General features: G+C 67.5%; 28 protein-coding genes. 16 read left to right on the forward strand and 12 right to left on the reverse strand.

Features of this window, described 5'->3' with window-relative positions; all coding sequences use genetic code 11:
- Positions 1-97 precede the first annotated feature (97 nt).
- A complete protein-coding gene (locus tag V5F89_RS00365; RefSeq protein WP_338446291.1) occupies positions 98-2,188 on the reverse strand; it encodes a bifunctional (p)ppGpp synthetase/guanosine-3',5'-bis(diphosphate) 3'-pyrophosphohydrolase in 2,091 nt (696 codons plus the stop codon).
- Between the two features lie 96 nt (positions 2,189-2,284).
- Here V5F89_RS00365 and V5F89_RS00370 point away from each other — a divergent pair, with 96 nt between their 5' ends.
- From V5F89_RS00370 to V5F89_RS00400, 7 genes are all read left to right on the forward strand, one after another.
- A complete protein-coding gene (locus V5F89_RS00370; protein WP_338446292.1) occupies positions 2,285-2,512 on the forward strand; it encodes an AbrB/MazE/SpoVT family DNA-binding domain-containing protein in 228 nt (75 codons plus the stop codon).
- Positions 2,513-2,517: 5 nt separating this feature from the next.
- Positions 2,518-2,904 carry a type II toxin-antitoxin system death-on-curing family toxin gene (locus tag V5F89_RS00375; RefSeq protein WP_338446293.1) on the forward strand — a complete coding sequence of 129 codons (387 nt, stop codon included), beginning with the start codon at positions 2,518-2,520 and terminating at the stop codon, positions 2,902-2,904.
- Between the two features lie 93 nt (positions 2,905-2,997).
- On the forward strand, positions 2,998-4,443 hold the full coding sequence (locus tag V5F89_RS00380) for a cytochrome ubiquinol oxidase subunit I (protein WP_338446294.1): 1,446 nt from the start codon (positions 2,998-3,000) through the stop codon (positions 4,441-4,443).
- Complete coding sequence (cydB, locus tag V5F89_RS00385) at positions 4,443-5,438, forward strand: cytochrome d ubiquinol oxidase subunit II (RefSeq protein ID WP_338446295.1); 996 nt, start codon at positions 4,443-4,445, stop codon at positions 5,436-5,438. Before V5F89_RS00380 ends, cydB begins: the two co-directional genes overlap by 1 nt.
- Entirely contained in the window at positions 5,438-5,569 is a 132-nt protein-coding gene (locus V5F89_RS00390; protein WP_338446296.1) for a DUF2474 domain-containing protein, read from the forward strand. The genes cydB and V5F89_RS00390 overlap by 1 nt, the downstream gene beginning before the upstream one ends.
- Before the next feature lie 1,545 nt (positions 5,570-7,114).
- Positions 7,115-7,402 carry a putative quinol monooxygenase gene (locus tag V5F89_RS00395; RefSeq protein WP_338446297.1) on the forward strand — a complete coding sequence of 96 codons (288 nt, stop codon included), beginning with the start codon at positions 7,115-7,117 and terminating at the stop codon, positions 7,400-7,402.
- Between the two features lie 52 nt (positions 7,403-7,454).
- The gene (locus V5F89_RS00400; protein ID WP_338446298.1) at positions 7,455-7,892 is read left to right on the forward strand and encodes a MarR family winged helix-turn-helix transcriptional regulator; all 438 of its coding nucleotides are present in this window, start codon (positions 7,455-7,457) and stop codon (positions 7,890-7,892) included.
- Between the two features lie 36 nt (positions 7,893-7,928).
- On the opposite strand, the gene V5F89_RS00405 is transcribed toward V5F89_RS00400, so the two are convergent.
- The 3 genes from V5F89_RS00405 to hemF all read right to left on the reverse strand — a co-directional run bounded on the left by V5F89_RS00405 (position 7,929) and on the right by hemF (position 11,954).
- Entirely contained in the window at positions 7,929-9,845 is a 1,917-nt protein-coding gene (locus V5F89_RS00405) for a M1 family metallopeptidase (RefSeq protein WP_338446299.1), read from the reverse strand.
- A gap of 111 nt (positions 9,846-9,956) precedes the next feature.
- Positions 9,957-10,982, reverse strand: coding sequence for a hypothetical protein (locus V5F89_RS00410; RefSeq protein WP_338446300.1), 1,026 nt, complete (start codon positions 10,980-10,982; stop codon positions 9,957-9,959).
- Between the two features lie 93 nt (positions 10,983-11,075).
- Positions 11,076-11,954, reverse strand: a complete 879-nt coding sequence (hemF, locus tag V5F89_RS00415; RefSeq protein WP_338446301.1) for an oxygen-dependent coproporphyrinogen oxidase — start codon at positions 11,952-11,954, stop codon at positions 11,076-11,078.
- A 46-nt stretch (positions 11,955-12,000) separates the two neighbouring features.
- On the opposite strand from hemF, the gene pdeM reads away from it, so the two are divergent.
- Positions 12,001-12,696 carry a ligase-associated DNA damage response endonuclease PdeM gene (gene pdeM, locus V5F89_RS00420; protein WP_338446302.1) on the forward strand — a complete coding sequence of 232 codons (696 nt, stop codon included), beginning with the start codon at positions 12,001-12,003 and terminating at the stop codon, positions 12,694-12,696.
- Between the two features lie 178 nt (positions 12,697-12,874).
- Entirely contained in the window at positions 12,875-13,354 is a 480-nt protein-coding gene (infC, locus tag V5F89_RS00425; protein ID WP_338446303.1) for a translation initiation factor IF-3, read from the forward strand.
- A gap of 33 nt (positions 13,355-13,387) precedes the next feature.
- Here the strand turns inward: infC and V5F89_RS00430 are convergent, their stop codons facing one another.
- Positions 13,388-14,068, reverse strand: a complete 681-nt coding sequence (locus V5F89_RS00430) for a hypothetical protein (RefSeq protein ID WP_338446304.1) — start codon at positions 14,066-14,068, stop codon at positions 13,388-13,390.
- A 171-nt stretch (positions 14,069-14,239) separates the two neighbouring features.
- Here V5F89_RS00430 and V5F89_RS00435 point away from each other — a divergent pair, with 171 nt between their 5' ends.
- The 6 genes from V5F89_RS00435 (at position 14,240) to V5F89_RS00460 (ending at position 20,634) form a co-directional block, all read left to right on the forward strand.
- Entirely contained in the window at positions 14,240-14,818 is a 579-nt protein-coding gene (locus V5F89_RS00435; RefSeq protein ID WP_338446305.1) for a hypothetical protein, read from the forward strand.
- A gap of 111 nt (positions 14,819-14,929) precedes the next feature.
- Positions 14,930-16,348, forward strand: coding sequence for a DASS family sodium-coupled anion symporter (locus V5F89_RS00440; protein ID WP_338446306.1), 1,419 nt, complete (start codon positions 14,930-14,932; stop codon positions 16,346-16,348).
- A gap of 167 nt (positions 16,349-16,515) precedes the next feature.
- On the forward strand, positions 16,516-17,835 hold the full coding sequence (locus tag V5F89_RS00445) for a cystathionine gamma-synthase family protein (protein WP_338446307.1): 1,320 nt from the start codon (positions 16,516-16,518) through the stop codon (positions 17,833-17,835).
- The gene (locus V5F89_RS00450) at positions 17,835-18,722 is read left to right on the forward strand and encodes a hypothetical protein (RefSeq protein WP_338446308.1); all 888 of its coding nucleotides are present in this window, start codon (positions 17,835-17,837) and stop codon (positions 18,720-18,722) included. Before V5F89_RS00445 ends, V5F89_RS00450 begins: the two co-directional genes overlap by 1 nt.
- Positions 18,723-18,761: 39 nt before the next feature.
- Positions 18,762-19,469: a rhomboid family intramembrane serine protease gene (locus V5F89_RS00455; protein WP_338446309.1), complete on the forward strand. Its 708-nt coding sequence runs from the start codon at positions 18,762-18,764 to the stop codon at positions 19,467-19,469.
- Between the two features lie 175 nt (positions 19,470-19,644).
- Entirely contained in the window at positions 19,645-20,634 is a 990-nt protein-coding gene (locus tag V5F89_RS00460) for a hypothetical protein (protein ID WP_338446310.1), read from the forward strand.
- Positions 20,635-20,761: 127 nt separating this feature from the next.
- On the opposite strand, the gene V5F89_RS00465 is transcribed toward V5F89_RS00460, so the two are convergent.
- Positions 20,762-21,295, reverse strand: a complete 534-nt coding sequence (locus V5F89_RS00465) for a J domain-containing protein (protein WP_338446311.1) — start codon at positions 21,293-21,295, stop codon at positions 20,762-20,764.
- A 168-nt stretch (positions 21,296-21,463) separates the two neighbouring features.
- Here V5F89_RS00465 and V5F89_RS00470 point away from each other — a divergent pair, with 168 nt between their 5' ends.
- Positions 21,464-21,610: a hypothetical protein gene (locus tag V5F89_RS00470; protein WP_338446312.1), complete on the forward strand. Its 147-nt coding sequence runs from the start codon at positions 21,464-21,466 to the stop codon at positions 21,608-21,610.
- 46 nt (positions 21,611-21,656) lie between these two features.
- Here V5F89_RS00470 and pal read toward each other — a convergent pair whose 3' ends face one another.
- The 6 genes from pal to V5F89_RS00500 all read right to left on the reverse strand — a co-directional run bounded on the left by pal (position 21,657) and on the right by V5F89_RS00500 (position 26,087).
- Entirely contained in the window at positions 21,657-22,169 is a 513-nt protein-coding gene (gene pal, locus V5F89_RS00475) for a peptidoglycan-associated lipoprotein Pal (RefSeq protein ID WP_338446313.1), read from the reverse strand.
- 73 nt (positions 22,170-22,242) lie between these two features.
- Positions 22,243-23,664: a Tol-Pal system beta propeller repeat protein TolB gene (gene tolB, locus V5F89_RS00480; RefSeq protein ID WP_338446314.1), complete on the reverse strand. Its 1,422-nt coding sequence runs from the start codon at positions 23,662-23,664 to the stop codon at positions 22,243-22,245.
- Entirely contained in the window at positions 23,661-24,476 is an 816-nt protein-coding gene (locus tag V5F89_RS00485; protein WP_338446315.1) for a TonB C-terminal domain-containing protein, read from the reverse strand. Before V5F89_RS00485 ends, tolB begins: the two co-directional genes overlap by 4 nt.
- Positions 24,477-24,488: 12 nt before the next feature.
- The gene (locus tag V5F89_RS00490) at positions 24,489-24,932 is read right to left on the reverse strand and encodes a biopolymer transporter ExbD (protein WP_338446316.1); all 444 of its coding nucleotides are present in this window, start codon (positions 24,930-24,932) and stop codon (positions 24,489-24,491) included.
- A 1-nt stretch (position 24,933) separates the two neighbouring features.
- Positions 24,934-25,629, reverse strand: coding sequence for a protein TolQ (gene tolQ / locus V5F89_RS00495; RefSeq protein WP_338446317.1), 696 nt, complete (start codon positions 25,627-25,629; stop codon positions 24,934-24,936).
- Complete coding sequence (locus V5F89_RS00500) at positions 25,626-26,087, reverse strand: YbgC/FadM family acyl-CoA thioesterase (protein WP_338446318.1); 462 nt, start codon at positions 26,085-26,087, stop codon at positions 25,626-25,628. Before V5F89_RS00500 ends, tolQ begins: the two co-directional genes overlap by 4 nt.
- Positions 26,088-26,092: the final 5 nt, after the last annotated feature.

A 26,092-nucleotide genomic window follows, 5' to 3' on the forward strand; every position in this document is an offset into this window, starting at 1 on the left:
GCACCGCACCCGGCCACCCATAGAATACCCTGCCGTTGGGTAGCCGGGTTGGGGAAGCGGGCCGGTGCCGCTTCAGCCTTGCCGAAAACGCCTCTCGCTAGATCCGCTCCGCCTGGGCCACGGCGTCGCTGGCGCGCAGGGCGCTGAGGATGCGGGTGAGGTGGGCGAGGTCCTGCACCTCCAGATCCAGCTCGTACGTCTGGAACGGGCTGTCGCGCTGGACCTGGTCGAGCGCGACCACGTTGGCGAGGTTCTGCGCGAAGATCGCCGCCATGTCGGCCAGCGTGCCGGGCCTGTCGTAGAGCGTGACTCTGAGCCGCCCGACGGCGCCGACCGAACGCCGGCCCCACGACAGGTCGAGCCAGTCGGCATCGATCCCGCTCGCCAGTTCGAAGCAGTCGATCGCGTGGACTTCGACCCCCTCGCCCGGCTTGCGCAGGCCAACGATGCGGTCGCCGGGAATCGGGTGGCAGCAGGTGGCGAGGTGGAAACCGACCCCCGGGGTCAGGCCGCGAATCGAAATGACCCGCTCGCGCGTGGGCCAGGTGCCGTCCTCCGCCATTTCGGCGGTGCAGCCGGGCACCAGCGCTTCCATCACTTCGCGATCGTCGAGCTTGGCCGAACCGATCGCGTACATCAGGTCCTCCTCGTCCTCCAGCTCCAGCCGGGCGACCGCGTCGCGGATCGCCTTCTTGCCGATCTTGGCCGGGACGCGCGCGACGATCTCGTCGAACAGCTTGCTGCCGATTTCCGCCACTTCGGCGCGTTCCTTCAGCCGCACCGCGCGGCGCACCGCCGCCCGCGCCTTGCCGGTGACGACGAAGCCGAGCCAGGACAGCTGCGGTTCGGCATTCTTGCCCTTGATGATTTCCACCACGTCGCCGTTTTCCAGCCGGGTGCGCAGCGGCATGTGGCGGCCGTTGATCTTCGCCCCAACCGTCTGCGCGCCGAGATCGGTATGGACGGCGAAGGCGAAATCGACCGCGGTGGCGCCGATCGGCAACTGGAACAGCGCGCCCTTGGGCGTGAAGGCGAAAATGCGATCCTGGTAAATCGCCATGCGCGTGTGTTCGAGCAGCTCCTCCGCATCGTGGCTGGCATCGACGATCTCGATCAGGTCGCGCAGCCAGCCGACCTGCCCGTCGGGCCGGTCGCCCTGCTTGTAGGCCCAGTGCGCGGCGAGGCCGAACTCGTTGGTGCGGTGCATCGCGCGGGTGCGGATCTGCACCTCGACCCGCATCGAGTTCTCGTAGATCAGCGAAGTGTGGATCGAGCGATAGCCGTTCGTCTTCGGCGTCGAGATGTAATCCTTGAACTTGCCGGGAATGAATTGCCAGGTCGTGTGCAGCACGCCCAGCGCGGCATAGCAATCGGCTTCGCTCTCGCAGATCACGCGGAAAGCCATGATGTCGCTGACCTGGTCGAACGGCAGATGGCGTTCGGCCATCTTGCGCCAGATCGAATAGGGGTGCTTCTCGCGCCCCGAAACCTCCACCTGCAGGCCCGCTTCGGCCAGTGCCTGCTTGATCGTCAGCGCGATCGCATCGACCTGGCCCCCGCCCTGCCGGCGGATCTGTTCCAGCCGGCCGGTGATCGTGCGGTAGGCTTCGGGCTCGAGCTGTTCGAAAGCGAGCAGCTGCATCTCGCGCATATATTCGTACATCCCGACCCGCTCGGCGAGCGGGGCGTAGATATCCATCGTCTCGCGCGCGATGCGGCGGCGCTTCTCCGGGCTCTTGATGAAATGCAGCGTGCGCATGTTGTGCAGGCGGTCGCCCAGCTTGACCAGCAGCACGCGAATGTCCTCGCTCATCGCCAGCAGGAACTTGCGCAGGTTTTCGGCCGCGCGCTCGTTTTCGGGCATGGCCTCGATCTTCGACAGCTTGGTCACGCCGTCGACCAGCCGCGCGACCTCCTCGCCGAAATTCTCCTCGACATCCTCGATCGTCGCCAGCGTATCCTCGACCGTGTCGTGCAGCAGCGCGGTGACGATGGTTTCCTGGTCGAGCTGGAGATCGGTCATCAGCCCGGCGACCTCGACCGGGTGGCTGAAATAGGGATCGCCGCTGGCGCGCTTCTGCGTGCCGTGTTTCTGCACGGTGTAGACATAGGCGCGGTTGAGCAGCGCCTCGTCGGCGTCGGGGTCGTATTCCTTGACCCGCTCAACAAGTTCGTACTGGCGCAGCATCGCGGCAACGATGTGAGGATTAGAGGGGGCACCGCAAGTTTTTTCGTGCAGGCGCAGCGGATTGCGATTGCGCGCAAGAGGCGTTATAACACGGGTATGAACGCGACGCTCAAGATCACCCGAATCGGCAATTCCGCCGGAATCATCCTGCCGAAGGAGGTGCTGGCACATCTCGAAGCGGAGATTGGCGCCGATGTTGCAGTCGTCACTACACCTCGAGGCATTGAACTCACCCGTCCAGACGACGATTTTGAAACGCAGATGGCAGCTGCGCGCGAAGTGATGATGCGGCGCAAGCGTGCGCTCCGCGAACTCGCAAAATAGGATAGATGCCGGATCAACCGACATGGGTTGCGACAGCAGTCGCCCAAGCAGCACATGCTGAGCAACTTGCGGAGCACGGCGGTGGCGAAGGTATCCGTGACCTTCAGCTGCTTGAAAGCGCGATGGCTCGACCGAGAAATCTCGCTGCCTACGGGCACCCGGATATTGCGGCTCTCGCAGCGGCCTATGCCTATGGTATTGCGCGCAACCATCCGTTCGTCGATGGAAACAAGAGAACGGCAGCGGTCGTAAGTGAAACCTTTCTCACTCTGAACGGGTATGCGCTCAACGCGACCGATGCGGAACTCGTAGTCGCGTTTGTCGCCCTTGCGGCGGGCGAGCTTGGCGAGGACGAGCTGGCCGACTGGTTCCGGGAACGGATCGCCCGCTGAACGGCACGGGGGCCGGTTGCGCCGCGCGCAACGGCTGTTTCCCCGAATGGCGATATACGCGCCGCGCGATCTTCGCTATAACTCTCAGCCGCGATGTTGCAGGACCTCGACGCCATCCTCCTCGCGAGGATCCAGTTCGCCTTCACGGTGAGTTTCCACTTCATTTTCCCGGCCTTCTCGATCGGGCTCGCGAGCTATCTCGCGGTGCTGGAGGGGCTGTGGCTGAAGACCGGGCAGCAGCGCTATCACGACCTGTTCAAATACTGGGTGAAGATCTTCGCGGTCGCTTTTGCGATGGGCGTCGTGTCGGGCATCGTCATGTCCTACCAGTTCGGTACCAACTGGGCGGTCTTTTCCGACAAGGCCGGCCCGGTGATCGGGCCGCTGATGGCCTACGAAGTGCTGACCGCCTTTTTCCTGGAGGCCGGCTTCCTCGGCGTCATGCTGTTCGGGATGGAGAAAGTGGGGCGCAAGCTGCACTTCGCCGCGACCTGCATGGTCGCGCTGGGCACGTTCATTTCCGCGTTCTGGATCCTCAGCGTCAATTCGTGGATGCACACCCCCACCGGTTTCGTGATGGGCGACAACGGGCAGTTCCTGCCGGGCGAAAGCTGGTGGGACATCGTGTTCAACCCCAGCTTCCCCTATCGCCTGGTGCATACGGTGATCGCCGCCTACCTCACCACCGCCTTCGCCGTGGGCGGCGTGGGCGCCTGGCACCTGCTGAAGGATCGCACCAACCCCCATGCCCGGACGATGTTCTCGATGGCCATGTGGATGGCCGCGCTGGTCGCGCCGGTGCAGATCTTCGCCGGCGACATGCACGGGCTCAACACGCTGGAGCACCAGCCGGCCAAGGTCATGGCGATGGAAGGGCATTACCAGAGCCACCCCGAGGGCGCGCCGCTGATCCTGTTCGGCATCCCCGACAGCGAGGCGGAGACGGTCCGCTACGCGGTGGAGATTCCCAAGGCCTCCTCGCTGATCCTCAAGCACGACCCCGACGCGCCGCTCGCCGGGCTCGACACGATTCCCGAAGAGGACCGGCCGCCGGTGGGGATCGTGTTCTGGTCGTTCCGCGTCATGGTCGGGATCGGCTTCGCCATGCTGGGGATCGGGCTGTGGAGCCTGATCGCGCGCTGGCGGGGCAGGCTCTACGACTGGCGCTGGCTCCACCGCGGAGCGCTGGTCATGGCGCCTTCGGGCTTCGTCGCGGTGCTCGCGGGATGGATCACGACCGAGGTCGGGCGCCAGCCCTGGACCGTCTACGGCCTGCTGCGCACGGCGGATAGCGCCAGCCCGCTCGACGCGCCGGCGGTGGCGACATCGCTGATCGCTTTCGTCGTCGTCTATTTCGCGGTCTTCGGCGCGGGCACCTGGTATATCCTGAAGCTGATGGCGAAATCGCCGCAACCGGGCGAGCGCGGGGTCAAGATCGGCGAGCGCGGGCCGATCCGCACCTCGGGCATCACCCCGGGGCCGACGCAGAACCCGGGCGATCCCGACACCCTGCCGCGCAACCGGAAGGAGGCCGAGTGATGGACCTGCCGCTGATCTGGGCCTTCATCATCGCCTTCGCCGTCTTCGCCTATGTCGTGATGGACGGGTTCGACCTCGGCATCGGGGTCCTCTTCCCCGGCTTCGCAGTGGGGGAAGAGCGCGACAGCGCGATGAATTCGATCGCCCCGGTGTGGGACGGGAACGAGACCTGGCTGGTCCTGGGCGGCGGCGGGCTGTTCGCGGCCTTTCCGCTGGCCTATGCCGTCGTCCTGCCGGCGACTTATCCGCTGATCGTCGCCATGCTGCTGGGCCTCGTGTTCCGGGGCGTGGCGTTCGAATTCCGCTGGCGCGATCCGGCGCACCGCGCGTTCTGGGACCTCGCCTTCACCGGCGGCTCGCTGGTCGCCGCGATGACGCAGGGGATGATCCTGGGCGCGCTGCTGCAGGGGATCGAGATCGACGGGCGCAATTACGACGGGAGCTGGTGGAGCTGGCTGACCCCCTATACCCTGCTGACCGGGCTGGGGACGGTGGCGGGCTATGCCCTGCTCGGCAGCACCTGGCTGATCTGGAAGCTGGAGGGACCGGCGCAGGACCATGCCCGGCGCATGGCCTTCCGCGCCGCGATCGCGACGCTGGCGCTGCTGGCGGCGGTCAGCCTCTATACCGTGTTCCTCGACGCGCAATATTTCGACCGCTGGTTCTCGATGCCGAGCGTGCTGTTTGCAGCCAATGTCCCGCTGCTGACCGCGATCATCGCCTTCCTGCTGTTCCGCGGCCTTGCGAAAGGCTGGGAAGCGGCGCCGTTCTGGCTCAGCCTGGCATTGTTCTTCCTCGGCATGGCGGGCCTCGGCCTGTCGATGTTCCCCTATATCGTGCCCGACGAGATCACGATCTGGGACGCGGCCGCGCCGGCCAGCAGCCAGGCGTTCATGCTGGTGGGCGTGGCGATCACGATGCCGCTGATCGTCGCCTATACCGCCTGGGCCTACTGGGTCTTCCGCGGCAAAGTCGGGCACGAAGGATACCATTGATGGACGAACCGGGCCGCCGCGCCGAGCAGCGGCCGCTGTGGCAGCGGCTCGCCTGGCTGGCCGCGATCTGGCTCGCCAGCGTCGCCGTGCTGGGCGCCGTGGCGTGGCTGCTGCGGCTGTGGATCGCCTGATCGGCGGCGCTGGGGGCCTTTCGTCGGCGGCGGCGGTTTGCCATTCGTGCCCCTTGCCATCCCGCTCTTTGTCGGCCGCGCTTGCCATCCCGGCTTCATCAGCCGCGCCCCTTTCATTCCTGCGCATTGCCATCCCCGCTCTTCGCCATCCCCCACCTCTTGCCATCCCCACCCTTCGCCATCCCCCCACCTCTTGTCATCCCCGCGAAAGCGGGGATCCATCGTCCGGCGGCAGAACCTGGATCCCCGCTTTCGCGGGGATGACACAGAGAGAGTTGTGCGGGAATGACAGAGGGAATCGCTTGGGGCTGGAAGAGCGAATCGCCCGGCGATGACAGAGCGAATCGCCCGGCGATGACAGGGGGGAGTTGCGCGAGAGCGACGGGGGGACTTACGCCGCGATCACAGAAAGAACCGCGCCGGGACGGCGAACGGCCGGACTGAGGCTTCCCCCGCCCCTGCGTCTGCGCCGGCATGAGCGCGTCCACGCCGCATCCTCCGGCGGCGAACCCGGATGCGTGACGCCTGGAACTCGGATCGCGCGGCCGGTGCGGCACGCCAGGCGGCGTGCGCGCGGGTCGGGCGGTTGGCGGTTTATTCGCGAACGACCGACGGACGCGCCACGGCGTGAGGTTCGCCGCACACATCCGCTTGCCCGCCGCCGCCGCGGTGGGGCCCGGTTCGATCCCTCGATTTCCGGGACTGGCGGGCGCGGACGGCCGGGACTCGCCAAAAGTCCGCCCATGCCCCGTGGCTGATCGGCCACGCCAACGTGCGGGTGAGCCGCTGCCGGGAGACCCGGGGCTGATCGCCGGGTTCGCAAGGGCAACGGGCAGACACCGCCAACATCCATATCCCGGCTTCCGGCGGAAGGGAGCGAGCTTCCGGCTCCATGGGAGATCAACGCCCGAGCCCGAATGCATCGCACGCCAGCCGCACCGGCCGCGCCGCCGTGAGCGGGAAGGGAAGCCCCTGTCCGCGCCGGCGGAATAGAGACCTGTCGCCGTCGACAAGGCGCAGGCCCCGATCCTCGTTGCCCGGCGTTGAGGCCCACCGGGCGGGGGTGTGCATAACCCAAATGGTTCGCAATGTCAAGATTGGTGTGCCGATTTGTTGCTGCTGGGGTGGGTGGGAGGCGGGATCCGCCGTCCCGTCGGCGATCGGGACCGGGTTGAGAAGGTGGGGCGGTTGGCCGCTGGGAGGCGGGGGTCAGGGTTCTATCGGCGGTTGGAGCGGGTGAGGCGGTTGGGACAAGGCCCCTCCGTCAGCCGCTTGCGCGGCTGCCACCTCCCCAACGCAAGTCGTTGGGGAGGACCGGTCCCGGCCTCGCCCATTCCTCCCCAACGCAAGTTGTTGGGCAGGACCGGCCCCGGCCTCGCCCGATCCTCCCCATCGTCTTGCGATGGGGAGGGGGACCGCGCGCGAAGCGCGTGGTGGAGGGGCCCCTGCCCCAACGGGTGCCGGCAGACACCCCCGCAAACACCTTTACCGCCATTACATACCATGATACTTATCATGCTACTTCAAACCGATCAGGAGCCTCGCATGCCGCTTTCCGCATTCGCCACGATCAGCCCGAAGCCCGCGCATTTCGCCGAGGCCCGAGCCGCCGTTCGCGCGATCGTCGCGCCGACGCGGGCCGAAAGCGGGTGCCTCGCCTTCGACCTTCACGAGGGGGAGGAGAGCGGCCGGCTTCATCTTTACGAAGTCTGGGCCGATCGCGCGGCGCTCGATGCGCACTACGCGCAGGACTACACCCGAGCCGTGTTCGAACGATACGAAGACTGGCTGACCGAACCGGTCGCGATCGTCTTCATGCAGCCGGTGGCGTGACGCCCGTGAACAAGCGCACATCGCCCGCCCCGCCAATCGACAGGGCACGGGCATGTTCTTCCTGAAGGACCTGCCTTCGGCGCGGATGATCGAAGGCTATGCCGCCGCCCACGGCGTGCCCGCGCAGACGGTGGCCGACGCGCTGACGATGATGCGCCGCGCCAGCCTGCTGATCCGTCGGCTGGAAAGCTATTTCGCGGAACACGGCCTGTCGCAGCTTCGCTTCCTGTTCCTGATCGTCATCGACCGCGAGCCGGACCGCGAGACGCTGACGGTGGGCGAGATCACCGACCGCCTCGACGTCGCAGGCCCGGTGATCGCGCGCACCCTGCGGGCGCTGGAACGCGACGGCCTCGTCGCCGCCGGCAAAGACGGCAAGGATGCACGAACCAAGCACGTCCGCCTGACGGCCGAGGGCCACGCCACGCTGGAACGCCTGCTGCCCGGCTATTTCGCGATCATCGCGGATGAAATGGACGGCGGGGCGTGACCGGTTCGCCGGTCCCGGCCCCGACCGGCAGGCGGATCACCCCTCCCAGCCGACCACTTTGTCCACGCTGTCGCGGGTCACGGCGTGGTAGCCGGCGCGGGTTTCGGTGTAGATGCGCTTTGCGATGTCCGCGCCCCATTCGCCCTCGTCCATCAGGGTGACGAACAGCGGGCGGACGAACTTCGCGCGGCCGACTTCGGCGAGGAAGCTTTCCGCCTGCGGCACAGCGGGCGCGTAGCGGTTGGCGAGCGCGAGATCGAGCCACAGGAACAGCTCCTCGTTGTTGCCGGTCGCGGCCAGGCCGAGCTGCCGGTCGAGCGCAGCGAGCTGCTCTGCCGAGCGGTCGCGCGGGACCTGGCGCAGGAAGCGCTGGCGCTCGGCCGACGTCCAGCCGCGCCAGGTTTCCGCCGCCGGGATCGTCCCCTGTGCGGCATAGGCGGCCGAGGCGGCATCGACCGCTGCGAAAGCCGCCGGGTCGGGCTTCGCCACATTCGCCGGCAGGCCGGGCTCGAAAATCCATTCGCGCAGCATCAGCCGCTCGGCCTCCGCCGCGTCGCGCGCGAGGTTGGCCCGCATGTCTTCGTAGATCATGTTCGAGGTCGCCGGCTGGAAGGCGTGGTTGTCGAACCACTGGCGCAGCCAGGCGTCGAACCGCTCGCGCCCCACCGCCCGCTCCAGCGTGCGAAGGAAAGCCGCGCCCTTGTTGTAGACGATCGCGCTGCCCGCGCTGTCGGTCCCTTCCGGGTGGTGCAGCGCGGTGCCGGGCGCGTCGTGGCCGACCTCCTCCAGCGTCTCGAGGATCGCCATGTAATCGAGCGCAACCTCCTGCCGGGCGCGCTTTTCGCCGTAGATCGCCTCGACGATCCGGTTTTCGAAATAGGAGGTGACGCCTTCGTTCAGCCAGCCGTCGCCCCAGACGGCATTGGTCACCAGGTTGCCCGACCACGAATGGGCCAGTTCGTGCGCGACCAGCCCGGTCAGGCTGCGGTCCCCGGCGATAAAGGTCGGCGTCAGGAAGGTCATCACCGGGTTTTCCATCCCGCCGTAGGGGAAGGCCGGCGGCAGGACGATCATGTCGTAGCGGCCCCAGCGATAGGGGCCGTAGAGCTTCTCCGCCGCTTCCACCATATCCTCGGTATCGGCGACTTCGCGGTGCGCGCGGTCGAGCACTTCGGGCTCGGCCCAGACGCCGGTGCGCGGGCCGATCGCGCGGAAATCGATGTCGCCCGCGGCGATCGCGATCAGGTAAGGCGGGACCGGCTTGTCCATCACGAAAGTGAACGCGCGCCGGCCGTTGCCGAGGTCTTCCGGCTCGCCCTGCGCGACGCCGGACATGACCACGTCGAGCGGTTCGGGCGCCGTGATCCGCGCACGCCAGGTCTGGCGGATGCCGGGGCTGTCCTGGGTCGGGATCCAGCTGCGGTTGAGGATCGCCTGCCCCTGGCTGAACAGGAACGGGTGCTCGCCCCCAGCGGTCTGCTCGGGCGACAGCCATTGCAGCGCATCGGCCTGCGGGTTCGCGGTGTAGTGGACCACGATCCGCCGCGCCTGCGCATCGCCGGCCCCGATCGTCACCGTGACCGGTTCCCCTTTCGCTTCGACCCGCTCGCCGATCTCGAACGGCAGGGGATTGCCGCGCCCATCGGTGATCCGGTCGATCCGCAGGCCGTTGCTGTCGAGCACGATCTGCGCCGCATCGTCGCGGGCAAGGATGTCGAGCGTGGCAGTGCCGGCCACGCGCTTGCGCGCGAAATCGAGCGCGAGGTCGAGATCGACGTGCGTCACCCGCGCGACTTGCGGCTGCGCGAAAGTGGCGCTGTCGACGGCATCGGGCGTGGTCAGGATCGGCGCCACGATCCGCTCCGCCTGCGCGGCGGGCGGCGGCGGCGTATCCACGGTCGTGCAGGCGGTCGTCGACAGGGTGGCAAGCAGCAGGGGCAGCGCAAGACGCATGGGGAAGAACTCCGGCCGGAAGGATGGGAATGCCGCGGGGTTAGTCCATTTTCATCGGCCACGGCAAGCCACCCGGCGCCGCGCGGGTCGAGGCGGCACCCGTCCCGGCGTTCAGCCGGTCCGCGCGCGCAAGGCCGTCAGGAAGGCGGCAGGCTCGTCCAGTCGGAGGCCGATCGTGGTCACGGGCCGCGTCGCGCCGAACATCGTCTCGCGCGCAACCGGCCGCGCGAGGCGCAGGACCGCGTTCGGGGTGGACAGGATCGACAGGTCGAGAACGCCTTTCCCCTCCGGCTTGCAGCCCGCCCAGCCGCCCTCGACCCGCGCGATCGCCGCGTAGGGCACGAACATTTCGACCACGAACCCCGACCGCACGAGAACCCCGGACGGAAGAAGCAGGACTGGCCGCAATCGCAGGCTCTTGAGAAGGGCCACGACGAACACCAGGCCCCAGGCCCCCAGCGCGAACAGGATCCAGGCGGCCAGCGTGTTCAGGTGGATCAGGACGAAATGGACGATCGCGATCTCCAGCACCTGGAGAACGGCCAGAGCCGCTATCACCGGGACGGCATAGGCGTGGCACGCGAAACTCTCCGCATCGTCGGGGCAATGGGGCGTGCGGTTCCAGGCGAACAGCGCAATGGCCAGCATTTCGACCTCGCGCCGCACGACGCGAAGCAGGCCTTGCGGAAGTATCGCCCCGGCGGCCGCGCCCATGCGCTGCGCGCCGGACCCTTGCGCCGCACGATAGGCGGCAAGCGCAGCCATCGCCTGCCAGCCGCAGAATGCGAGAACCGTCAGCGCCATCGCCGCGGAAAGGGTCGAAACATCCAGCAGCGCATTGCGCACCGGTTCGGCCGATACCAGCGGCACGATCAGGCAGGCCAGAGCCGCCGCCTTGACGATGAAACCTGCCCCCGGGCGATGGCGAGGCGCCCGAACGATCATCGCCAGGCCGATCGTGTCGCACACGAGCCACAGAAACAACGCAGCGTACAGCAAGGGATTTTCGACGGCCCATTCGCCGTGGCTGAAAATCCGTCCGCCCAGGATCACCGCAAAGGGCGCGAGGAGGACCGCGGTCCTCCCATGTGTCAGGAAGATGCTGCGGAAGCCGTCCGGCGCGATGGATGCGGTCATGGCCGGAGCGTAGGCCGACGGGGCGAATCTGGCAACACGATCCGCGCCGCGTCGGACGGATTCGTATGGGGCGAAGCAGCGTGGGGCGGCCGGTCAGTTCCACACCGCTTGCGGCGGCAGGCTCATCAGGATCGCGTCGATATTGCCGCCGGTCTTGAGGCCGAACAGCGTGCCGCGGTCGTAGACGAGGTTGAATTCGGCATAGCGGCCGCGCCATTCGAGCTGGGCCTTGCGGTCCGCCTCGGTAAACGGCTCGTCCATGCGCCGGCGGACGATCCGCGGGAACACGTCGAGGAAGGCGCTGCCGACATCGCGGGTGAAGGCGAAATGCCGTTCCCAGGCCGCGACCTCGCCGCTTTCCTCTCCGTCCTGCCCCGTGCACTCGAGATGATCGTAGAAAATCCCGCCGACCCCGCGATGCACGCCGCGGTGGGGGATGAAGAAATAGTCGTCGGCCCACTTGCTGAACCGTTCGTAATACGTCGGGTTGTGCGCGGCACAGGCGGCGCGCAGCGCGGCGTGAAACTCCTCGGTATCCTCGTCCCGCGGGATCGGCGGATTGAGATCGGCCCCGCCGCCGAACCAGGCCCTGGCCGTGGTCAGGAACCGGGTGTTCATGTGCACCGCCGGCACATGCGGATTGGCCATGTGGGCGACCAGGCTGATCCCGGTCGCGGTGAATTGCGGGTTCTCCTCCGCCCCGTGAATCGTGCGCGCGAACTCGGGCGCGAACGTGCCGTGGACGGTGGAGACGTTGACGCCGACCTTTTCGAACACTTTGCCTTTCATCACCCCGCGCACGCCGCCGCCGGGATTGTCGTTGCCCTCTTCCTCCCGCTGCCAGGGGAGATAATCGAACGCTGCGTCCGATCCCGCCTCGCGCTCGATCGCCTCGAACTCGGCGCAGATGCGATTCCGCAGGTCCTCGAACCAGTCTTTCGCGCGGGCGGTATAGGGCGTCCAGTCGGTCATCGCGCCAACCCTTGCCAAGCGCGGCGGCGTGGGGCAAGAGCGGACCATGGTTCCCCTTTCGTTCGCAGGCGAGGACTTTGCCCTCACGCGCGCCAATGCGCTCTACTGGCCGCGCGAGCGGGCGCTGCTGGTGGCCGACCTGCATCTCGAAAAGGCGAGCTTCTATGCCCGGCACGGGCAGATGCTGCCGCCTTACGACAGCCGCGAGACTCTGGAGCGGGTGGCGCTGGCGATCCGCGAAACCGATGCCCGCCGGGTCTATACCCTGGGCGACAACTTCCACGACAGCCAGGGCAGCACCCGGCTGGAGGATCATGCCGCGGGTATGCTTTCCGCCCTCACCCGCGCGACCGACTGGGTGTGGATCACCGGCAATCACGATCCCGCGATGGAAGCGCGCAGCGGCGGCTCCATCGCGCGCGAGCTTGAGGTTGCAGGCATCGTCCTGCGCCATCAGGCCCAGGCGGGCGAGACCCGGCCGGAGCTGTCGGGGCATTACCACCCACGCCTGCAGCTCACCGTGCGCGAGCGGCATATTCGCCGCCCCTGCGCGGTCGTGGCCGAAGGCGGCACAGGCGCCGGCGGGCGGATGATCCTGCCGGCTTTCGGCGCGCTGACCGGGGGCATGAACGCGGCAGATCCGGCAATCCGCGCGGCGATGCAGCCGGCGGAGCGGATCGACGCGGTCCTGCCCCTGCGCGGCAGGCTGGCCCGGTTCCCGCTCTGGCGGCAGGCGGCGTGACGGGGATGCACCGGCGCAACACCGCGCACGCGCCATCGCCAAGGCCCCTAGCGAATCCCGGCGTTTCGGCTTACATGGGGCGCTTCGACAACGGCAAACACCAGGAGACTGCCCCATAGCCCGTCCCCCCCGGCGCTCATTCCAACCGCCCGTGAAGAGCGGCCCGCGCTTTGACAACATGATCCAGTCCGACAAGGTTCGCGTGATCGATCACGAGGGTGAAAACCTTGGCGTGATGTATACTCGCGAAGCGATCGCACAGGCGGCCGATGTCGGCCTGAACCTCGTCGAGGTTTCGCCCAATGCCGACCCGCCGGTGTGCAAGTTCCTCGACGTGGGCAAGTACCGGTACGAGGCGCAGAAGAAGGCAAACGCCGCGCGCAAGACGCAAAAGACGCAGGATATCAAAGAGATAAAGATGCGTCCGAACATCGACGATCACGATTACGACGTGAAGATGCGCAACGTGAACAAGTTCATCGAAAACGGCGACAAGGTGAAAGTCACCCTGCGGTTCCGCGGGCGCGAGATGGCGCACCAGCAGCTCGGCATGAACCTGCTCCGCCGCGTGCAGGAAGACGTCGACGAAATCGCCAAGGTCGAGGCTTTTCCCCGCCTCGAAGGCCGCCAGATGCTGATGGTGCTGGCGCCGAAATAAGGCTTCGCCGCCGGACGCCCTGCCCCGGCGGGCCTATTCGACCCGGAAATCGAGAATCGTGAAGCGCGCGGGTGCGGTGGCGAACACGCCGTGTCCGCGCCCGCCGCGCGATCCGAAGACGAAGCCGACCCGCGCGGCATTGGCAAGCGCCGCTTCGAACGCCTCCGGCGCGCTGCGCCGGTTGGCGCCCTGCACCGCAACCCAGTTGGCGTCGAGCGGCACGGACACTTCGTGCGTGCCCGGCGTCAGCGGCCCCATCAGCGCTTCGGGCGCGTACCAGCGATAGGTGGCATAGCGCCCCCGCGCCTTCCAGTTGTCGCCGCGCCGCTGGAAATAGAGCGACAGCGTCGCCTCGCGGTCCGGGTGTTCCTGCGGCCGGAAGCGCACGCCCCGCTCCCCCTCGATGCGATAGCGCAGGACGATCCGCCGCGCCCCGGTCAAGGGGCCGGTCCGGCGCGTCACGTAGTGGACATGGCCCGCGCGCGCGTTCGGCCAGGGGAAATCGAAATAGGCACGATCGCCCGCCCGCGTGGCCGTGGCGGGCATTCCGGGCGAAAGGCTGCGTCCCTTGTAGAACGGCCCGATCTGCCACTCGTCCGCCTGCTGTCTGACCAGTTCCGAAAGGCGGGAGAGCTGCGCGTCGGCAGGGGTGGCGATCAGGGCGGCGAGCGGCAAGGCGGCCAGCGAAGCGGCAATGGCAAGGGTGCGGATCATGGCTTGACCATGACGCATTGCGCTTTAGCCTCGGCTGAACCGCCGGTTCTGCGCTGCGACAGCGATCTGCCGCATCCGCCTGCCCGGCCGCCGAGATGCCGAAGCTGCCAAGCGGACACATCCGGCATGTGCCAGACCCGGTCGCCCAGACCCGGCCGTAAGGGGAAGTCCATGGAATTTCGATACCGCACCGTCTCGCTTGCCGCTCTCGCTCTCGCGCTGTCCGCATGCGGCGAGGCCGATCGCCGGACCGAAGGACCGGGGCCGGAGGCGCTCGACACTCCGGCGTCGCCCGCGCCATCGCCCACCGCCGCCGCTGCGGCCGGCTCCGGGCGGGAAAGCGCCGGGCAGGACGGGGCCCCGGCCCCCGATCCCGCCCGGCTCATACCGGAGTCGGAGAAGGGCGAGGCCGGGGCGCGGAAAGTGCTGCAGGATTTCGCCCGCGCTGTCGAGTTCGAGGACTTCGACCGAGCTTACGCCATGCTGGGCGACGACGCGCGGGAGGAAATCACCCGCGCCGACTTCACCGCGCTGTTCGAGAACTTCGACGGCATCACCGTCCTCCTCCCGCCCGGCCGGATGGATGGCGCGGCCGGCTCGCTCTACTACGAAGTGCCCACCACGATCACCGGCGAGAACGGCCGGAAGCTGACCGGCACCACGGTTCTGCGGCGCGTCAACGACGTGCCCGGCGCGACGGCGGAGCAGCTTCGCTGGCGCATCCAGTCGTTCGAGGTTTCGCCCGGCTGATTTCGCTCCGCCTGCCAAGTTAACGGTTGCGCGGCGACATCCCGCCCTGCACTCTGCGCGGCAAGGACAAAGCGCCCCCGGCCAACGCGGGGCACGCGAGGGGAGCGGGGATTGAGCGCACAGCGTATCGGGCTGGCACTGGGGGCCGTGGCCCTGGCGGGGAGCACGATCGCGCCCCTGCCCGGCGGAATGCCGCGCGAGGCGATGATCGTGGCGGGCCTGGTCGTGCTGATGGCCGCCTGGTGGATGACCGAGGCGATTCCGCTGACCGCCACCGCGCTGATGCCTTTCGTGGTCCTGCCGCTGGCCGGGATCATGACCGCCAAGGAAGCGGCCAGCGCCTATTACGAACCGATCCTGTTCCTCCTGCTGGGCGGGGCCTTCATCGCGCTGGCGATCGAGCGCACCGGCCTGCACCGGCGGCTGAGCCTGGCGATCCTGAAAAGCGTGGGCGGCAGCGGCAAGGGTGGCGCCTCGCGCCTTCTGCTGGCCTTCATGGTCAGCGCGGCGCTGCTTTCCATGCTGATTTCGAACACTTCGACCGCGCTGATCATGATGCCGATGGCGCTGGCCGTGCTCGCCGGCGGCGGCTTGCCGGCGGAAGACAGCGAGGGGCTGGCCGGCGCGCTGCCGATGGGCATTGCCTTTGCCGCCAGTATCGGCGGGCTGGGCACGATCGTCGGATCGCCGACCAACGGGATCGCGGTCGCGCTGATCGACACGATGACGGGGATGCGGATCACCTTCGCGCAATGGATGCTCTACGGCGTGCCGGTCGTCCTGCTGGGCGTGCCGCTGGCCGCGTGGATCGTCGGCCGCGTCCAGCGCGTGGCGGACCATCCGTTCGACGTTGCCGCCGCGCGCGCGGCGATCGACGACCGTGCGCCCTGGACCAGCGCGGAAAAGCGCCTGGTGCCGGTGATCGCGATCACCTTTCTCGCCTGGCTGACGCAGCTTCTGGTCGCCCCGCTGCTGCCGCCCGGATCGTGGACCGACGGCACCATCGCGATCATCGCCGCGCTCGTGCTGTTCGTCCTGCCCGACGGGACCGGGCGGCCGATGCTGCTGTGGAAGGAAGCCGACCGCGCGCCCTGGGGCGTCATCATGATGTTCGGCGGCGGCCTGGCGCTGGCCGCCGGGATGCAGGCATCGGGGCTGGCCGACTGGCTGGGCCGGGCGCTCCTGCCGCTGGAGGCGCTGCCGCTGGTGGCGATCGCGCTCGCCATCGTGGCGCTGGTCGTGCTGGTGACCGAATTCGCCAGCAATGTCGCCACGGCCAGCGCGATCGTCCCGGTCGTCGCCAGCCTGGTCGTCGCGCTGGGGGCCGATCCGATCCTGCTGGCCATGCCCGCCGCGCTCGCCGCCAGCTGGGGCTTCATGCTGCCCGCCGGAACCGGCCCCAACGCGATCGCCTGGTCCACCGGCCACATCCGCATCACCCGCATGGTCGGCGCCGGCGTGCTGCTCGATCTGGCGGGGATCTTCCTGATCGTCGCGTGCGTATGGGGCATGGCGGCGCTCGTCGCCTAAATCCCCATGTGCGAGCGAGTTGAAACCGCTCGGGCGCGGGAGTATTCGCGATGCCGCTATCGGCACCGGGCGGAGATGCGTTCCTGCGGAGGTTAGGAACGGGCGCCGCGCGGTCGCCCTATCGGCTCCTGCCTTCCTGGGAGCGTGACGCAAGGAAGGACATTCCCATGCCCGACGCGATCGATTCGACCGACAAGCCCACCCCGCGGCGCAATCCCAAGCCCGAACCGACCCGGATCGACGGGCGGCAGCTCAAACCCAGCACATTGATGATGGGCCACGGGTACGACCCGGCCCTGTCCGAAGGTTCGCTGAAACCGCCGATCTTCCTCACCAGCACGTTCGCCTTCGAAAGCGCGGCGGCGGGCAAGCGCCATTTCGAAGGGATCACCGGCCTGCGCCCCGGCGGGGCGGAGGGCCTGGTCTATTCGCGCTTCAACGGCCCCAACCAGGAAATCCTGGAGGACCGGCTGGCGATCTGGGACGGGGCGGAAGATGCGCTCTCGTTCTCCAGCGGGATGACCGCGATCTGCATCCTCATGCTCGCCTATGTCTCGGCCGGGGACGTGATCGTCCATTCCGGCCCGCTCTATGCCGCGAGCGAGGGGTTCGTCGCCAAAGTCCTGTCGCGCTTCGGCGTGACTTATGTCGACTTCCCCGCCGGCGCGACGCGCGAGGAGCTGGACGACGTGCTCGCCCGTGCCAAGGCCCAGGCCGAGACGCAGGGCGGCAAAGTCGCGATGATCTATCTCGAAAGCCCGGGCAACCCGACCAATGCCCTGGTCGATGTGGAGGCCGTGCGCGACGCGCGCGATGCCGCGCTGGACGGCGAGGTGACGCCGATCGCGATCGACAACACGTTCCTCGGGCCGCTGTGGCAGCGGCCGCTGGACAACGGGGCGGACATCGTCGCCTATTCGCTGACCAAGTATGTCGGCGGCCATTCGGACCTCGTCGCCGGCAGCGTCGCGGGGGCGAAGAAGTGGATGGACCCGGTCCGCGCCCTGCGCAACACGATGGGCGGGATCGCCGATCCCAACACCGCGTGGATGCTGCTCCGCTCGCTGGAAACGGTCGAGCTGCGGATGCAGCGCGCGGGCGAGAACGCGGCCAAAGTCTGCAAATTCCTGGCCGGGCATCCGAAAGTGGTCGGCCTCGGCTATCTCGGCATGATCAAGGATGCGCGGCAGCAGGACATCTATCAGCGGCACTGCTTCGGCGCGGGGTCGACCTTCTCGCTGTTCATCGACGGGGGCGAGGCCGAATGCTTCCGCTTCCTCGACGCGCTCAAGGTCGCCAAGCTCGCGGTCAGCCTGGGCGGGACCGAAACGCTCGCCAGCCATCCCGCCTCGATGACCCACCTCTCGGTCCCCGAAGGGCGCCGGGCGGAACTGGGCATTTCGGACAATCTCGTGCGCATTTCGATCGGGATCGAGGATGCGGACGACCTGATCCGCGATTTCGACCAGGCGCTCGAGGCCGTTTGATGGCGCAAGTCGGCTTCCTCGCCTGTGCCGAGACTCTGCCCGGCGACGGGCCGCGGCGCGCCGACGCGTTCGAGCACGATCTCGAAGTCGCGGCGCTGCGCCCCGCCCTCGCCGCGCGCGGGATGGACCTCGTGGAGATCGACTGGCGTGCGCCGGTCGATCGCTTCGCGCCGTTCGACGCGGTCCTGATCGGCACGTCCTGGGATTACCAGGATCGGGCCGACGCCTTCCTCGCCCGGCTGGAAGACCTGGAGGCGCGCGGCGTGAAAGTCCACAACCCGCCCGCCGCGGTCCGCTGGAACCTCGACAAGTGGTACTTGCGCGAGTTGGAAGAGGCGGGCGCGACGATCGTGCCGACGATCTGGGAAGACAATCCCGGCCGGGCCGAGGTGGCTGCGGCAATGGACGCTTTCGCCACCGACCGGGTGGTGGTGAAGCGGCGGATCGGCGCGGGCGGCGAGGGGCAGCACAGCTTCACTCGCGAGACCCTGCCCGATAGCGGCTGGACAATGGGCCGCGCGGCGATGATCCAGCCGTTCCTGCCCGCCATTCTGGAGGAAGGCGAGTTCACTTTCGTCTTCGTCGAAGGGGCCTTTTCCCACGCGGTCAACAAGCGCGCGGCCAAGGGGGAATACCGCATACAGTCGCTGTTCGGCGGGACCGAGGCGCTCTATTTCCCCGGCGCGGAAGACCTTGCCCGCGCGGCCGAGGTGCTTGCCGCGCTGCCGTTCGACGACCTGCTCTATACGCGCATCGACATGGTTCGCCTGCCGTCGGGCGAGCTGGCGGTGATGGAAGCCGAACTGATCGAACCCTACCTCTATCCCGAGCAGGGCCCCGAACTGGGCGAACGCCTGGCCGCGGCGCTGGCGGCGCGGCTGGGCTGATCCCGTCACGGGGCGGCAGGGCACGGAGGTACAGGGTCAATGCGCGTTGTCGATCCCGAACCGGAAGGCGATCCGCTTTCGCGCGAAGCGGCCTATGGCGAAGAGGCGGCCCGGCGTCGGCTGCTGATCCCCCCGCTCATCCTCGCGATACCGATGATTGCCGCGTTCCTCGCCCTTGCATGGACGCAAGGCGGGATGGGCGAGTGGGCCGTCTCGGGGCCGCGCCTTGCCGAAGGGCGCTACCACCTGATCGTGACCCACATGTTCGCCCATGCCGGCCTCATGCATATCGGGTTCAATCTCGTGGCCCTGTTCGCGCTTGCGCCGGCCGTCACGGAACGGCTCGGCCCCTTGACGCTGCGCAGCGCGGCAGCGTTCTTCGCCCTGTTCTTCGGATGCGGGATCGCGGGCATGGCCCTGTGGCTGGCCCTGAACCCCGCGAGCGAGATCCCGATGCTCGGCGCCTCGGGCGCGATCTTCGGCCTGCTCGGCTTCCTGATGCGTCAGCCCGATCCGCACGGGAAGCCGATTTCGCTCGCCAGCCCCGCCATGGCCCGCGCGTTCGCCGAATGGATCAAGCTCCATCTGCCGCTGGTCGCGCTGTTCGCCATCCCGCTGCTTCTCGGTTCGGACTTCTTCGGCCTCGCATGGGAGGCCCATCTCGGCGGCTTCGTCGCCGGCCTGCTGCTCTGCGGCCCCATCCGGGCATGGGCCGGGAACCGCCCGGCGCCGATGCCTCTGGACTGACGACGTCAATCGCCGATCGGCCTGGGTCGCGAACTCATGAATGTCGAATGGCGGAAAGCGACAACATCTTTGTCGTTCAGTCACATTGCACCGAACGCCGAATGCAGTCATTGCTGCGCCACACGTTTCGACCGGAATGATGATGTGCTCAATGGGAGCAGAGCCAGAGAGTCGAATGACCGGGAAAATCTGGATTCTCGGTAGCGCCCAGGTCTTGGCTTTGGCAGCTCTCTGTGCTGTCAGCGCGGAGCTGCTGACCGCATACTCCGATAGCACTGGCAACATCGGCGCCGTCCTGTTCAACCTGATCTTTTTCATGGCCCTTTATGGGGCGCCCGCCTTGCTCGTGCGAGAACTTGCCCGGCGCTTGGGATGGGGCTGGCCTTCCCTGCTGTTGCTCTGTGCCGCTCTGGGTGTTCTCCAGGCCTGCATTATCGACCAGTCCATGTTTGCCGAGCAGTACCACGGATATGCCGGCTGGGAAGAGAGCCGGTCGGCCACCTTAATCCCAGAGTTCGGCATCAGCGCACACAATGCCTACAACTTCATCATCGGCCATGTCATCTTCAGCTACGCCGGCCCCATCGCAATAGCGGAAGCTTGGTGGCCAAAGCGTGCGGAAACGCCTTGGCTGCGTCCCTTCGGCATAATCGTTGCAGCGGTTTTCTACGTGGGATCGGCTGCATTGATAATGTTTGACCCGGAGTCGCAAAGTGCCTCTCAGGCCCAACTGATTGTTTCTTGGCTTCTAGTCGCAGCATGCTTTCTGACGGCCGCCCTGATTGGCCGCATCGATAAGAGTGCCCGGTCAACACCAACCCGTCGTGTGAGCCTTCTTGTGGTGCTGGCGGTGACGTTCCCTGTGGCTGCGTTAAGCAATTTCGCTGGGGAGGATTGGCTCGGCGTGGTGGTGGGGCTGGGTTCGACGATCCTAATCCTCGCCATGATCATCCGGTTGAGGATGCGATTTGTCTGGACACCCCGGCACTCTGCAGCCGTGGCACTCGGCTATCTGCTCAGCCGTGGTGTGCTTGCCTTCACCTATTTCCCGCTTCTTGGCGAGGTAGCGCCCTTGCCCAAGTACCTTCACAATGCGGCAATGTTGGCGGTTGTCCTTACCGCAGGCGTCATCGCCCTTAGGGTTGGGGGCTCAAGAGACCGCTGATTCAATCTACGAAAGCCGTCGTCCGATCTCTGCCGCCCGATTTATGCGTCTACGCCCCCTGACCGCATTCGGCCATTGGCCAGCTTCGCTTTCGACGGGTGGGGCATCGAACGTCGGTTCCGGGTGGCTACCCCTGCCATTCGCGCCGTTCTTCCGCCTTGCGCAGCACTTCGTAGGCGAGTTGCAGTGCGTGGAATCGTTTCGCCGCCTCGGCATCGCCGGGCTTGACGTCGGGGTGCACTTCCTTGGCGCGGTTGCGGTAGGCCTTCTTCACCGCGGCGAAATCGGCATCCGCCTCCAGCCCCAGCAGGTCGAGCGCGCGCATCTCGTCGGCCGAGCGCGATCCGTCGCCGCTGCCGCCCCAGCCATAATGCTGCGCCTCGGCATAGCCGGCATTCTCGGCGCGCTCCGCCCGTGCGCGCTCCTCTTTCTCCAGCTTGTCGAGTCCTTCGAAATAATCCCACCGCGAATTGTATTCGGCCGCGTGGCGCTGGCAGAAATACCAGCGGTCGGGGCTGTGGGGCGCCTTGGGCGCGGGGCAGTCGCCCGGTTCCTCGCACCCGTGGCGGTCGCACAGGCGCACCGTGGTCGCCTCGCGCGCCGAGCCATAGCCGCGCCAGCGCGGGAAACCCCAGTCGAGAGATCGGCGGGCGCGGCTCAAACCACACCCCCGATATGCGTTTGTCGGATTGTCATCGGGGTCAGTCTAGGGATGGTTGCGCCCGGTTGGAAGCGCGGCCATTGAAGTTGCGAGAAAAATGCTGCACTGCAACATGGCGTTCATCTTCGGTCGCTATGGGTGCAGGACGCAACGATGGGATTCGCGTGAATGAGCCGGCAACTGACCTATTCCGCCACGGTGAGCGTCCTTGTCATGGCGCTGTTCGCGCTCGTTTCCGGCCTCGAGCCGCCGGCGAGCACTGCCGCAGGCGCGCCGGCGCCCATCCCGTTCGCGGTTCTGACCGGCCTGAACTGAACGAAACGGTCGCGCCCCCCGTGCGGCGGGCGCGACCGGTCGTGCATCAGTTGACCACCACGCTGACCGCGCGCCGGTTCTGTGCCCATGCGCTCTCGTTCGAGCCGAGCGCGACGGGGCGTTCCTTGCCGTAGGACACCGTGCGGATGCGATTGGCCGCAACGCCCAGGCTGACCAGATAGTTCTTCGCCGCATTCGCGCGGCGCTCGCCCAGGGCGAGGTTGTATTCGCGCGTGCCGCGTTCGTCGGCATGCCCTTCGACCGTGATCGAGATGTTCGGATACTGCGCGAGATATTGCGCCTGCGTCTGCAAGGCGGCCATGTCCGCACTGTCGATATTGTAGCGATCGGTATCGAAATAGATCACGTTCTGCCCGTTAACCGCATTCTCGAAATGCGCCTGGGTGCCGAGAACGGGGCCGGAGGGCTGGGCCGGCGCGGTCGGCGCGCTGGTGGTGGGCGCCGGTTCGGGCGGCAGCGATTCGGGCGGCTCCTTCTTGCAGGCCGCAAGCGCGACGGTTCCGGCGAGAAGGGCGACAGTTGCAAAACGTAGTTTCATCGGCGTTTCCTCATGCCAAGATCGGGTTGCGACCCCAACGACCCACCAAAGGGCGACACTTCAAAGAATGCACTCAGGGGAGAATCGGTCCCCAGGCCGGGTCCGACGCATCGACCGGCGTCGGCAATCTCCTTTCGTTACGGCCGGTGAGATCCACCTGCCAGAGCGAAGTCCGCCCCGAGCCGCGCTCGGTGCGGAAAAACTGGATGATGCGGCCGTTCGGGCTCCAGGTCGGCGCCTCGTCCTGCCAGCCATTGGTCAGCGTGCGCAGGTTGCGCCCGTCCGGGGTCATCACCGCGATGTTGAAATCGCCCGCGATGCGGGTGAAGGCGATCTGGTCGCCACGCGGGCTCCATTCCGGCGTCGCCGCGCGCCCGCCGAAGAAAGTGAGCCGGCGCTGGTTCGAACCGTCGGCGTCCATGACGTAGATCTGCTGCGACCCCGAACGGTCGCTTTCGAACACGATCTTGCTGCCATCGGGCGAATAGGACCCGCCGATATCGATGCCGGGTGCATTGGTCAGCCGCACGCTGGGCCCGCCTTCGGCCGAGATGCGGTAGATGTCGGTATTGCCGGCAACCGCCATCGAATAGAGGATCCAGCGCCCGTCCGGGCTCCAGCGCGGGGCGATCGTCGGATTGCTGTTTTCGGTCACCAGCGTCTGCCGCCCCGAACCGATGTCGTAGACGTAGATGCGCGGATTGCCGTCGACGTAGGAGAGATAGAGCAGCTTGCGATAGTCGGGCGAATAGCGCGGGGTGAGCGCGGTGGAGCGCCCGGTTGTGATGAAGCGATGGTTCGCCCCGTCCGAATCCATGATCGCAAGGCGCTTGACCCGGTTATCCTTGGGTCCCGTCTCCGCGATATAGGCGATGCGGCTGTCGAAGAACGGATCCTCGCCCGACAGGCGCGAATAGACGAGGTCCGCACACTTGTGCGCCGCGCGCCGCCAGTCCGCGGGCGGCACGACCCAGCCTTCGCGCACGAGTTCGCTCTTGAGCGCCATGTCGTAGAGATAGCAGCCGACCACCAGCTTCCCGTCCCCCCGCGCGCGGACGTAACCGTGGACGAGCATTTCCGCCCCCCGGCTGGACCAGGTCGGCCAGTTGGGCGCGGTGATCTGCGCGAAAGTCGGCTGCGGCAGCGAATCCGGGCCGACCGGCTGGAACAGGCCATTGTTCTTCAGATCGTTGAACACGACCCGCGCCAGTTCCTTGCCCAGCGCCGCCGTGCCCGAGGAATTGGCCGGAGTGGGCGCGTCGCGATCGGTGGCGAAGCCGGGGATCGCAATGCCGAGATCCTGCCATTCGCTTTCGTCGGTGACGGTAAAAGTCAGGCCGCCGTCCTGCGCCTCGCTCTGCTCGATCGTCTCGACTTCGCCCCCGGTCGGGACCGGAGCGCCGAGATCGCTGGCCGAGGCGGTCGGCGGGGGCTCCTGCGCCGCCGCGGGGGCCGTGGCAAGAGCAAGCGAGAAGAAGGCTAGGATCGGTTTCATCGCGAAAGGTTCCTGTCGAATCTGGCGCCGTCGATGGACTTCCAGGCGTTATAGTATTCGGGCGGCAAGTCGAACGGTGCCGCCAGCTGGACCGCGCGGATCGCCCGTTCGGCATGGAGCGCCTTCTGCGGTCGGTTGGCGGCCGTTTCGCCCGACTGGCTCACAACGCGCGGGGTGCCGGCAAGGCTCCCGTCTTCGTTGAGGCGGAAGGAAAGAACCGTGACCAGCTGGTCGGCGTCCACCCCCTGCGGAGCCGACCAGTGCGGTTTTATCTGCCGGGTGATGGCCTGGATCAGCGAGGCTCTGGCGCTGGCGCCGATCTGGCTCGCCGGGATGCGCGTTTCCTCGGTCGTCGTGCTCGATCCGGCGCCGCCCAGGAAATCGCTGCCGATCCGGCTGCCCCCGCTGCGCTGCGGTTCGCTGCGTTGCGGGGGGCTTTCGCGCCGGGGCCGCTCGCGCCGCGGCTCCTCGCGCGCCGGTGCCTCGCGCTGCGGCGCGGCTTCGCGTGGCCGCGGTCGTTCGGGTGGAGCCGGGCGTTCCAGCTCCGCCGGGGGCGGGATTTCCAGCGGCGGCGCGGGGGCCGGGCGTTCGTTGAGCGTGGGCGCGATTGCCGCGCGGCTTTCGGCCACCGGGTCCGGCGCGACGGACACCGGGCCGACATCCTCGGCCAGGCTGACGACCATGCGTTCGGGAATCGGCGGCGGGTCGGAAGCGCGCGGCTGGAACAACAACATGGCGACGAGCGCGACATGCAGCGCCACGGCAATGCCGAGGCCGATCCGTTCTTCGGAAGTCAGGGCGACGCTTGCCATCTCGCCAATCAGCTATGGTGCCGAAACTGAACCATGCGTGACCAGCGCGATCCGGTTGCACCCGGCCCGGTTCAGCTCGCCCATCACGGCCATCACGCGCCCGTAGTCGAGCGAGCGATCGGCGCGCAGCGTCATCTGCCGGCCGGCACCCGCGCCGCAGCCCAGATTGGCCAGCCGGTCGGGCAACTCGCCCGGGGCAAGCGGGCTGTCGTCGAGGTAGATCGTGCCGTCGCCGGTGATCGAAACGGTCACTTCCTGCTGGTCCTGCGGCAAGGCGTTGGCTCGGCTGTCGGGCAGGTCCACCGGCACCCCGGCGGTCAGCATCGGGGCGGTGACCATGAAGATGATCAGCAGCACCAGCATCACGTCGACCAGCGGCGTTACGTTGATTTCGGCCATCGGCGTGCGGCGGCTGCCGCGCGCGCGCCGTCCGGTCCGGGCCAGTCCCATCGCCATGCTACATGCGCTCCAGTTCGCGGCTCAGGCTGGCGTGAAAGCGGTCGGCGAAGCGTTGCAGGCGCGCCTCGAACGCGTTCACCGCATGGCTGAAACGGTTATAGGCGATGACTGCGGGAATCGCGGCGAACAGCCCGATCGCGGTGGCGAACAGCGCCTCCGAAATGCCCGGCGCGACGACCGCGAGCGAACTCGATTCCTGCGCGCCGATCTGGAAAAAGCTGTTCATGATGCCCCAGACCGTGCCGAACAGGCCGACGAACGGCGCCACCGAGCCCACGGTGGCCAGGAAATTGAGCCGCTGAGCCAGTTCGTCCGCCTCTTCCGCCACCTGCCCTTCCATCGCCATCGCGACCCGGTCGCGCAGGCCCTCGCGGTCCTTCACCCCGCCTTTGGTCGAGCGGCGCCATTCGGCCATGCCGGCGCCCGCAATGCGCGCGATCGGCACGTTGCGCTTGGCATGTTGCTGCATGAACCCGTCGAAATCGTCGGTCCGCCAGAAATCGGCCTCGAACGCGGTCGCGCGGCGGCGCACGCCGCCCATCCGCAGGGAGAACGAGACGATGATCATCCAGGTCCAGATGCTCGCCGCGATCAGCCCGACCATGACGAGCTGGACCACGATATCGGCATCGAGAAACAGTTGCACCGGATCGAGCCGGTTGGGCGTCGCCGCCGCGAGTTGCGATAGGATCATTGCGGTTCTTCTTCGCTGGAGAGGAGGGATTTGAAGGCATCCTGCCACGCCCGGGGCTGGCGGCGCGGGCGGCCGTCGGGGGCGACGAAACCGACCCGGAGGTCGGCCACGGCAAGCAGGTCTTCGCCGCGCAGCGCGCGCTGGTGCATGCGGCAGCTCGCGGCACGAAGCTGGGTGCAACGGGTCTCGATCACGATATCGTCGTCGAGCCTGGCCGGGCGCAGATAGCGGAGCGCGAGATCGGCGACGGCATAGGCCCCCTCCCCCGCTTCGATCGCCGCGCGCTGGTCGATTTCCAGCCGGCGCAGCAGATCGGACCGCGCGCGCTCGAACCAGCGCAGGTAATTGGCGTGATAGACCACCCCCGACAGGTCGGTATCCTCGTAATAGGCGCGCACGGCATAGAGATGCCGGGTGCCGTCGATCAGGCCGTCGGGCGGGGTGGGACGCAACGTCATCGTGG

It is taken from the genome of Pelagerythrobacter marensis (genome assembly GCF_036700095.1).
Taxonomy (GTDB): domain Bacteria; phylum Pseudomonadota; class Alphaproteobacteria; order Sphingomonadales; family Sphingomonadaceae; genus Pelagerythrobacter; species Pelagerythrobacter marensis_A.

Coding starts and splice junctions, on each gene's coding strand:
- V5F89_RS00395 (WP_338446297.1), top strand. CDS start 7,115: ATGCCGCTTTCCGCATTCGCCACGATCAGCCCGAAGCCCGCGCATTTC.
- V5F89_RS00490 (WP_338446316.1), bottom strand. CDS start 24,932: ATGGCGATGGGACTGGCCCGGACCGGACGGCGCGCGCGCGGCAGCCGC.
- V5F89_RS00380 (WP_338446294.1), top strand. CDS start 2,998: ATGTTGCAGGACCTCGACGCCATCCTCCTCGCGAGGATCCAGTTCGCC.
- hemF (WP_338446301.1), bottom strand. CDS start 11,954: ATGACCGACTGGACGCCCTATACCGCCCGCGCGAAAGACTGGTTCGAG.
- pal (WP_338446313.1), bottom strand. CDS start 22,169: ATGAAACTACGTTTTGCAACTGTCGCCCTTCTCGCCGGAACCGTCGCG.
- V5F89_RS00370 (WP_338446292.1), top strand. CDS start 2,285: ATGAACGCGACGCTCAAGATCACCCGAATCGGCAATTCCGCCGGAATC.
- V5F89_RS00445 (WP_338446307.1), top strand. CDS start 16,516: ATGCCCGACGCGATCGATTCGACCGACAAGCCCACCCCGCGGCGCAAT.
- V5F89_RS00405 (WP_338446299.1), bottom strand. CDS start 9,845: ATGCGTCTTGCGCTGCCCCTGCTGCTTGCCACCCTGTCGACGACCGCC.
- tolQ (WP_338446317.1), bottom strand. CDS start 25,629: ATGATCCTATCGCAACTCGCGGCGGCGACGCCCAACCGGCTCGATCCG.
- V5F89_RS00390 (WP_338446296.1), top strand. CDS start 5,438: ATGGACGAACCGGGCCGCCGCGCCGAGCAGCGGCCGCTGTGGCAGCGG.
- V5F89_RS00365 (WP_338446291.1), bottom strand. CDS start 2,188: ATGCTGCGCCAGTACGAACTTGTTGAGCGGGTCAAGGAATACGACCCC.
- V5F89_RS00460 (WP_338446310.1), top strand. CDS start 19,645: ATGACCGGGAAAATCTGGATTCTCGGTAGCGCCCAGGTCTTGGCTTTG.
- V5F89_RS00410 (WP_338446300.1), bottom strand. CDS start 10,982: ATGACCGCATCCATCGCGCCGGACGGCTTCCGCAGCATCTTCCTGACA.
- V5F89_RS00435 (WP_338446305.1), top strand. CDS start 14,240: ATGGAATTTCGATACCGCACCGTCTCGCTTGCCGCTCTCGCTCTCGCG.
- V5F89_RS00455 (WP_338446309.1), top strand. CDS start 18,762: ATGCGCGTTGTCGATCCCGAACCGGAAGGCGATCCGCTTTCGCGCGAA.
- V5F89_RS00470 (WP_338446312.1), top strand. CDS start 21,464: ATGAGCCGGCAACTGACCTATTCCGCCACGGTGAGCGTCCTTGTCATG.
- V5F89_RS00430 (WP_338446304.1), bottom strand. CDS start 14,068: ATGATCCGCACCCTTGCCATTGCCGCTTCGCTGGCCGCCTTGCCGCTC.
- tolB (WP_338446314.1), bottom strand. CDS start 23,664: ATGAAACCGATCCTAGCCTTCTTCTCGCTTGCTCTTGCCACGGCCCCC.
- cydB (WP_338446295.1), top strand. CDS start 4,443: ATGGACCTGCCGCTGATCTGGGCCTTCATCATCGCCTTCGCCGTCTTC.
- pdeM (WP_338446302.1), top strand. CDS start 12,001: ATGGTTCCCCTTTCGTTCGCAGGCGAGGACTTTGCCCTCACGCGCGCC.
- V5F89_RS00485 (WP_338446315.1), bottom strand. CDS start 24,476: ATGGCAAGCGTCGCCCTGACTTCCGAAGAACGGATCGGCCTCGGCATT.
- V5F89_RS00400 (WP_338446298.1), top strand. CDS start 7,455: ATGTTCTTCCTGAAGGACCTGCCTTCGGCGCGGATGATCGAAGGCTAT.
- V5F89_RS00500 (WP_338446318.1), bottom strand. CDS start 26,087: ATGACGTTGCGTCCCACCCCGCCCGACGGCCTGATCGACGGCACCCGG.
- V5F89_RS00375 (WP_338446293.1), top strand. CDS start 2,518: ATGCCGGATCAACCGACATGGGTTGCGACAGCAGTCGCCCAAGCAGCA.
- infC (WP_338446303.1), top strand. CDS start 12,875: ATGATCCAGTCCGACAAGGTTCGCGTGATCGATCACGAGGGTGAAAAC.
- V5F89_RS00450 (WP_338446308.1), top strand. CDS start 17,835: ATGGCGCAAGTCGGCTTCCTCGCCTGTGCCGAGACTCTGCCCGGCGAC.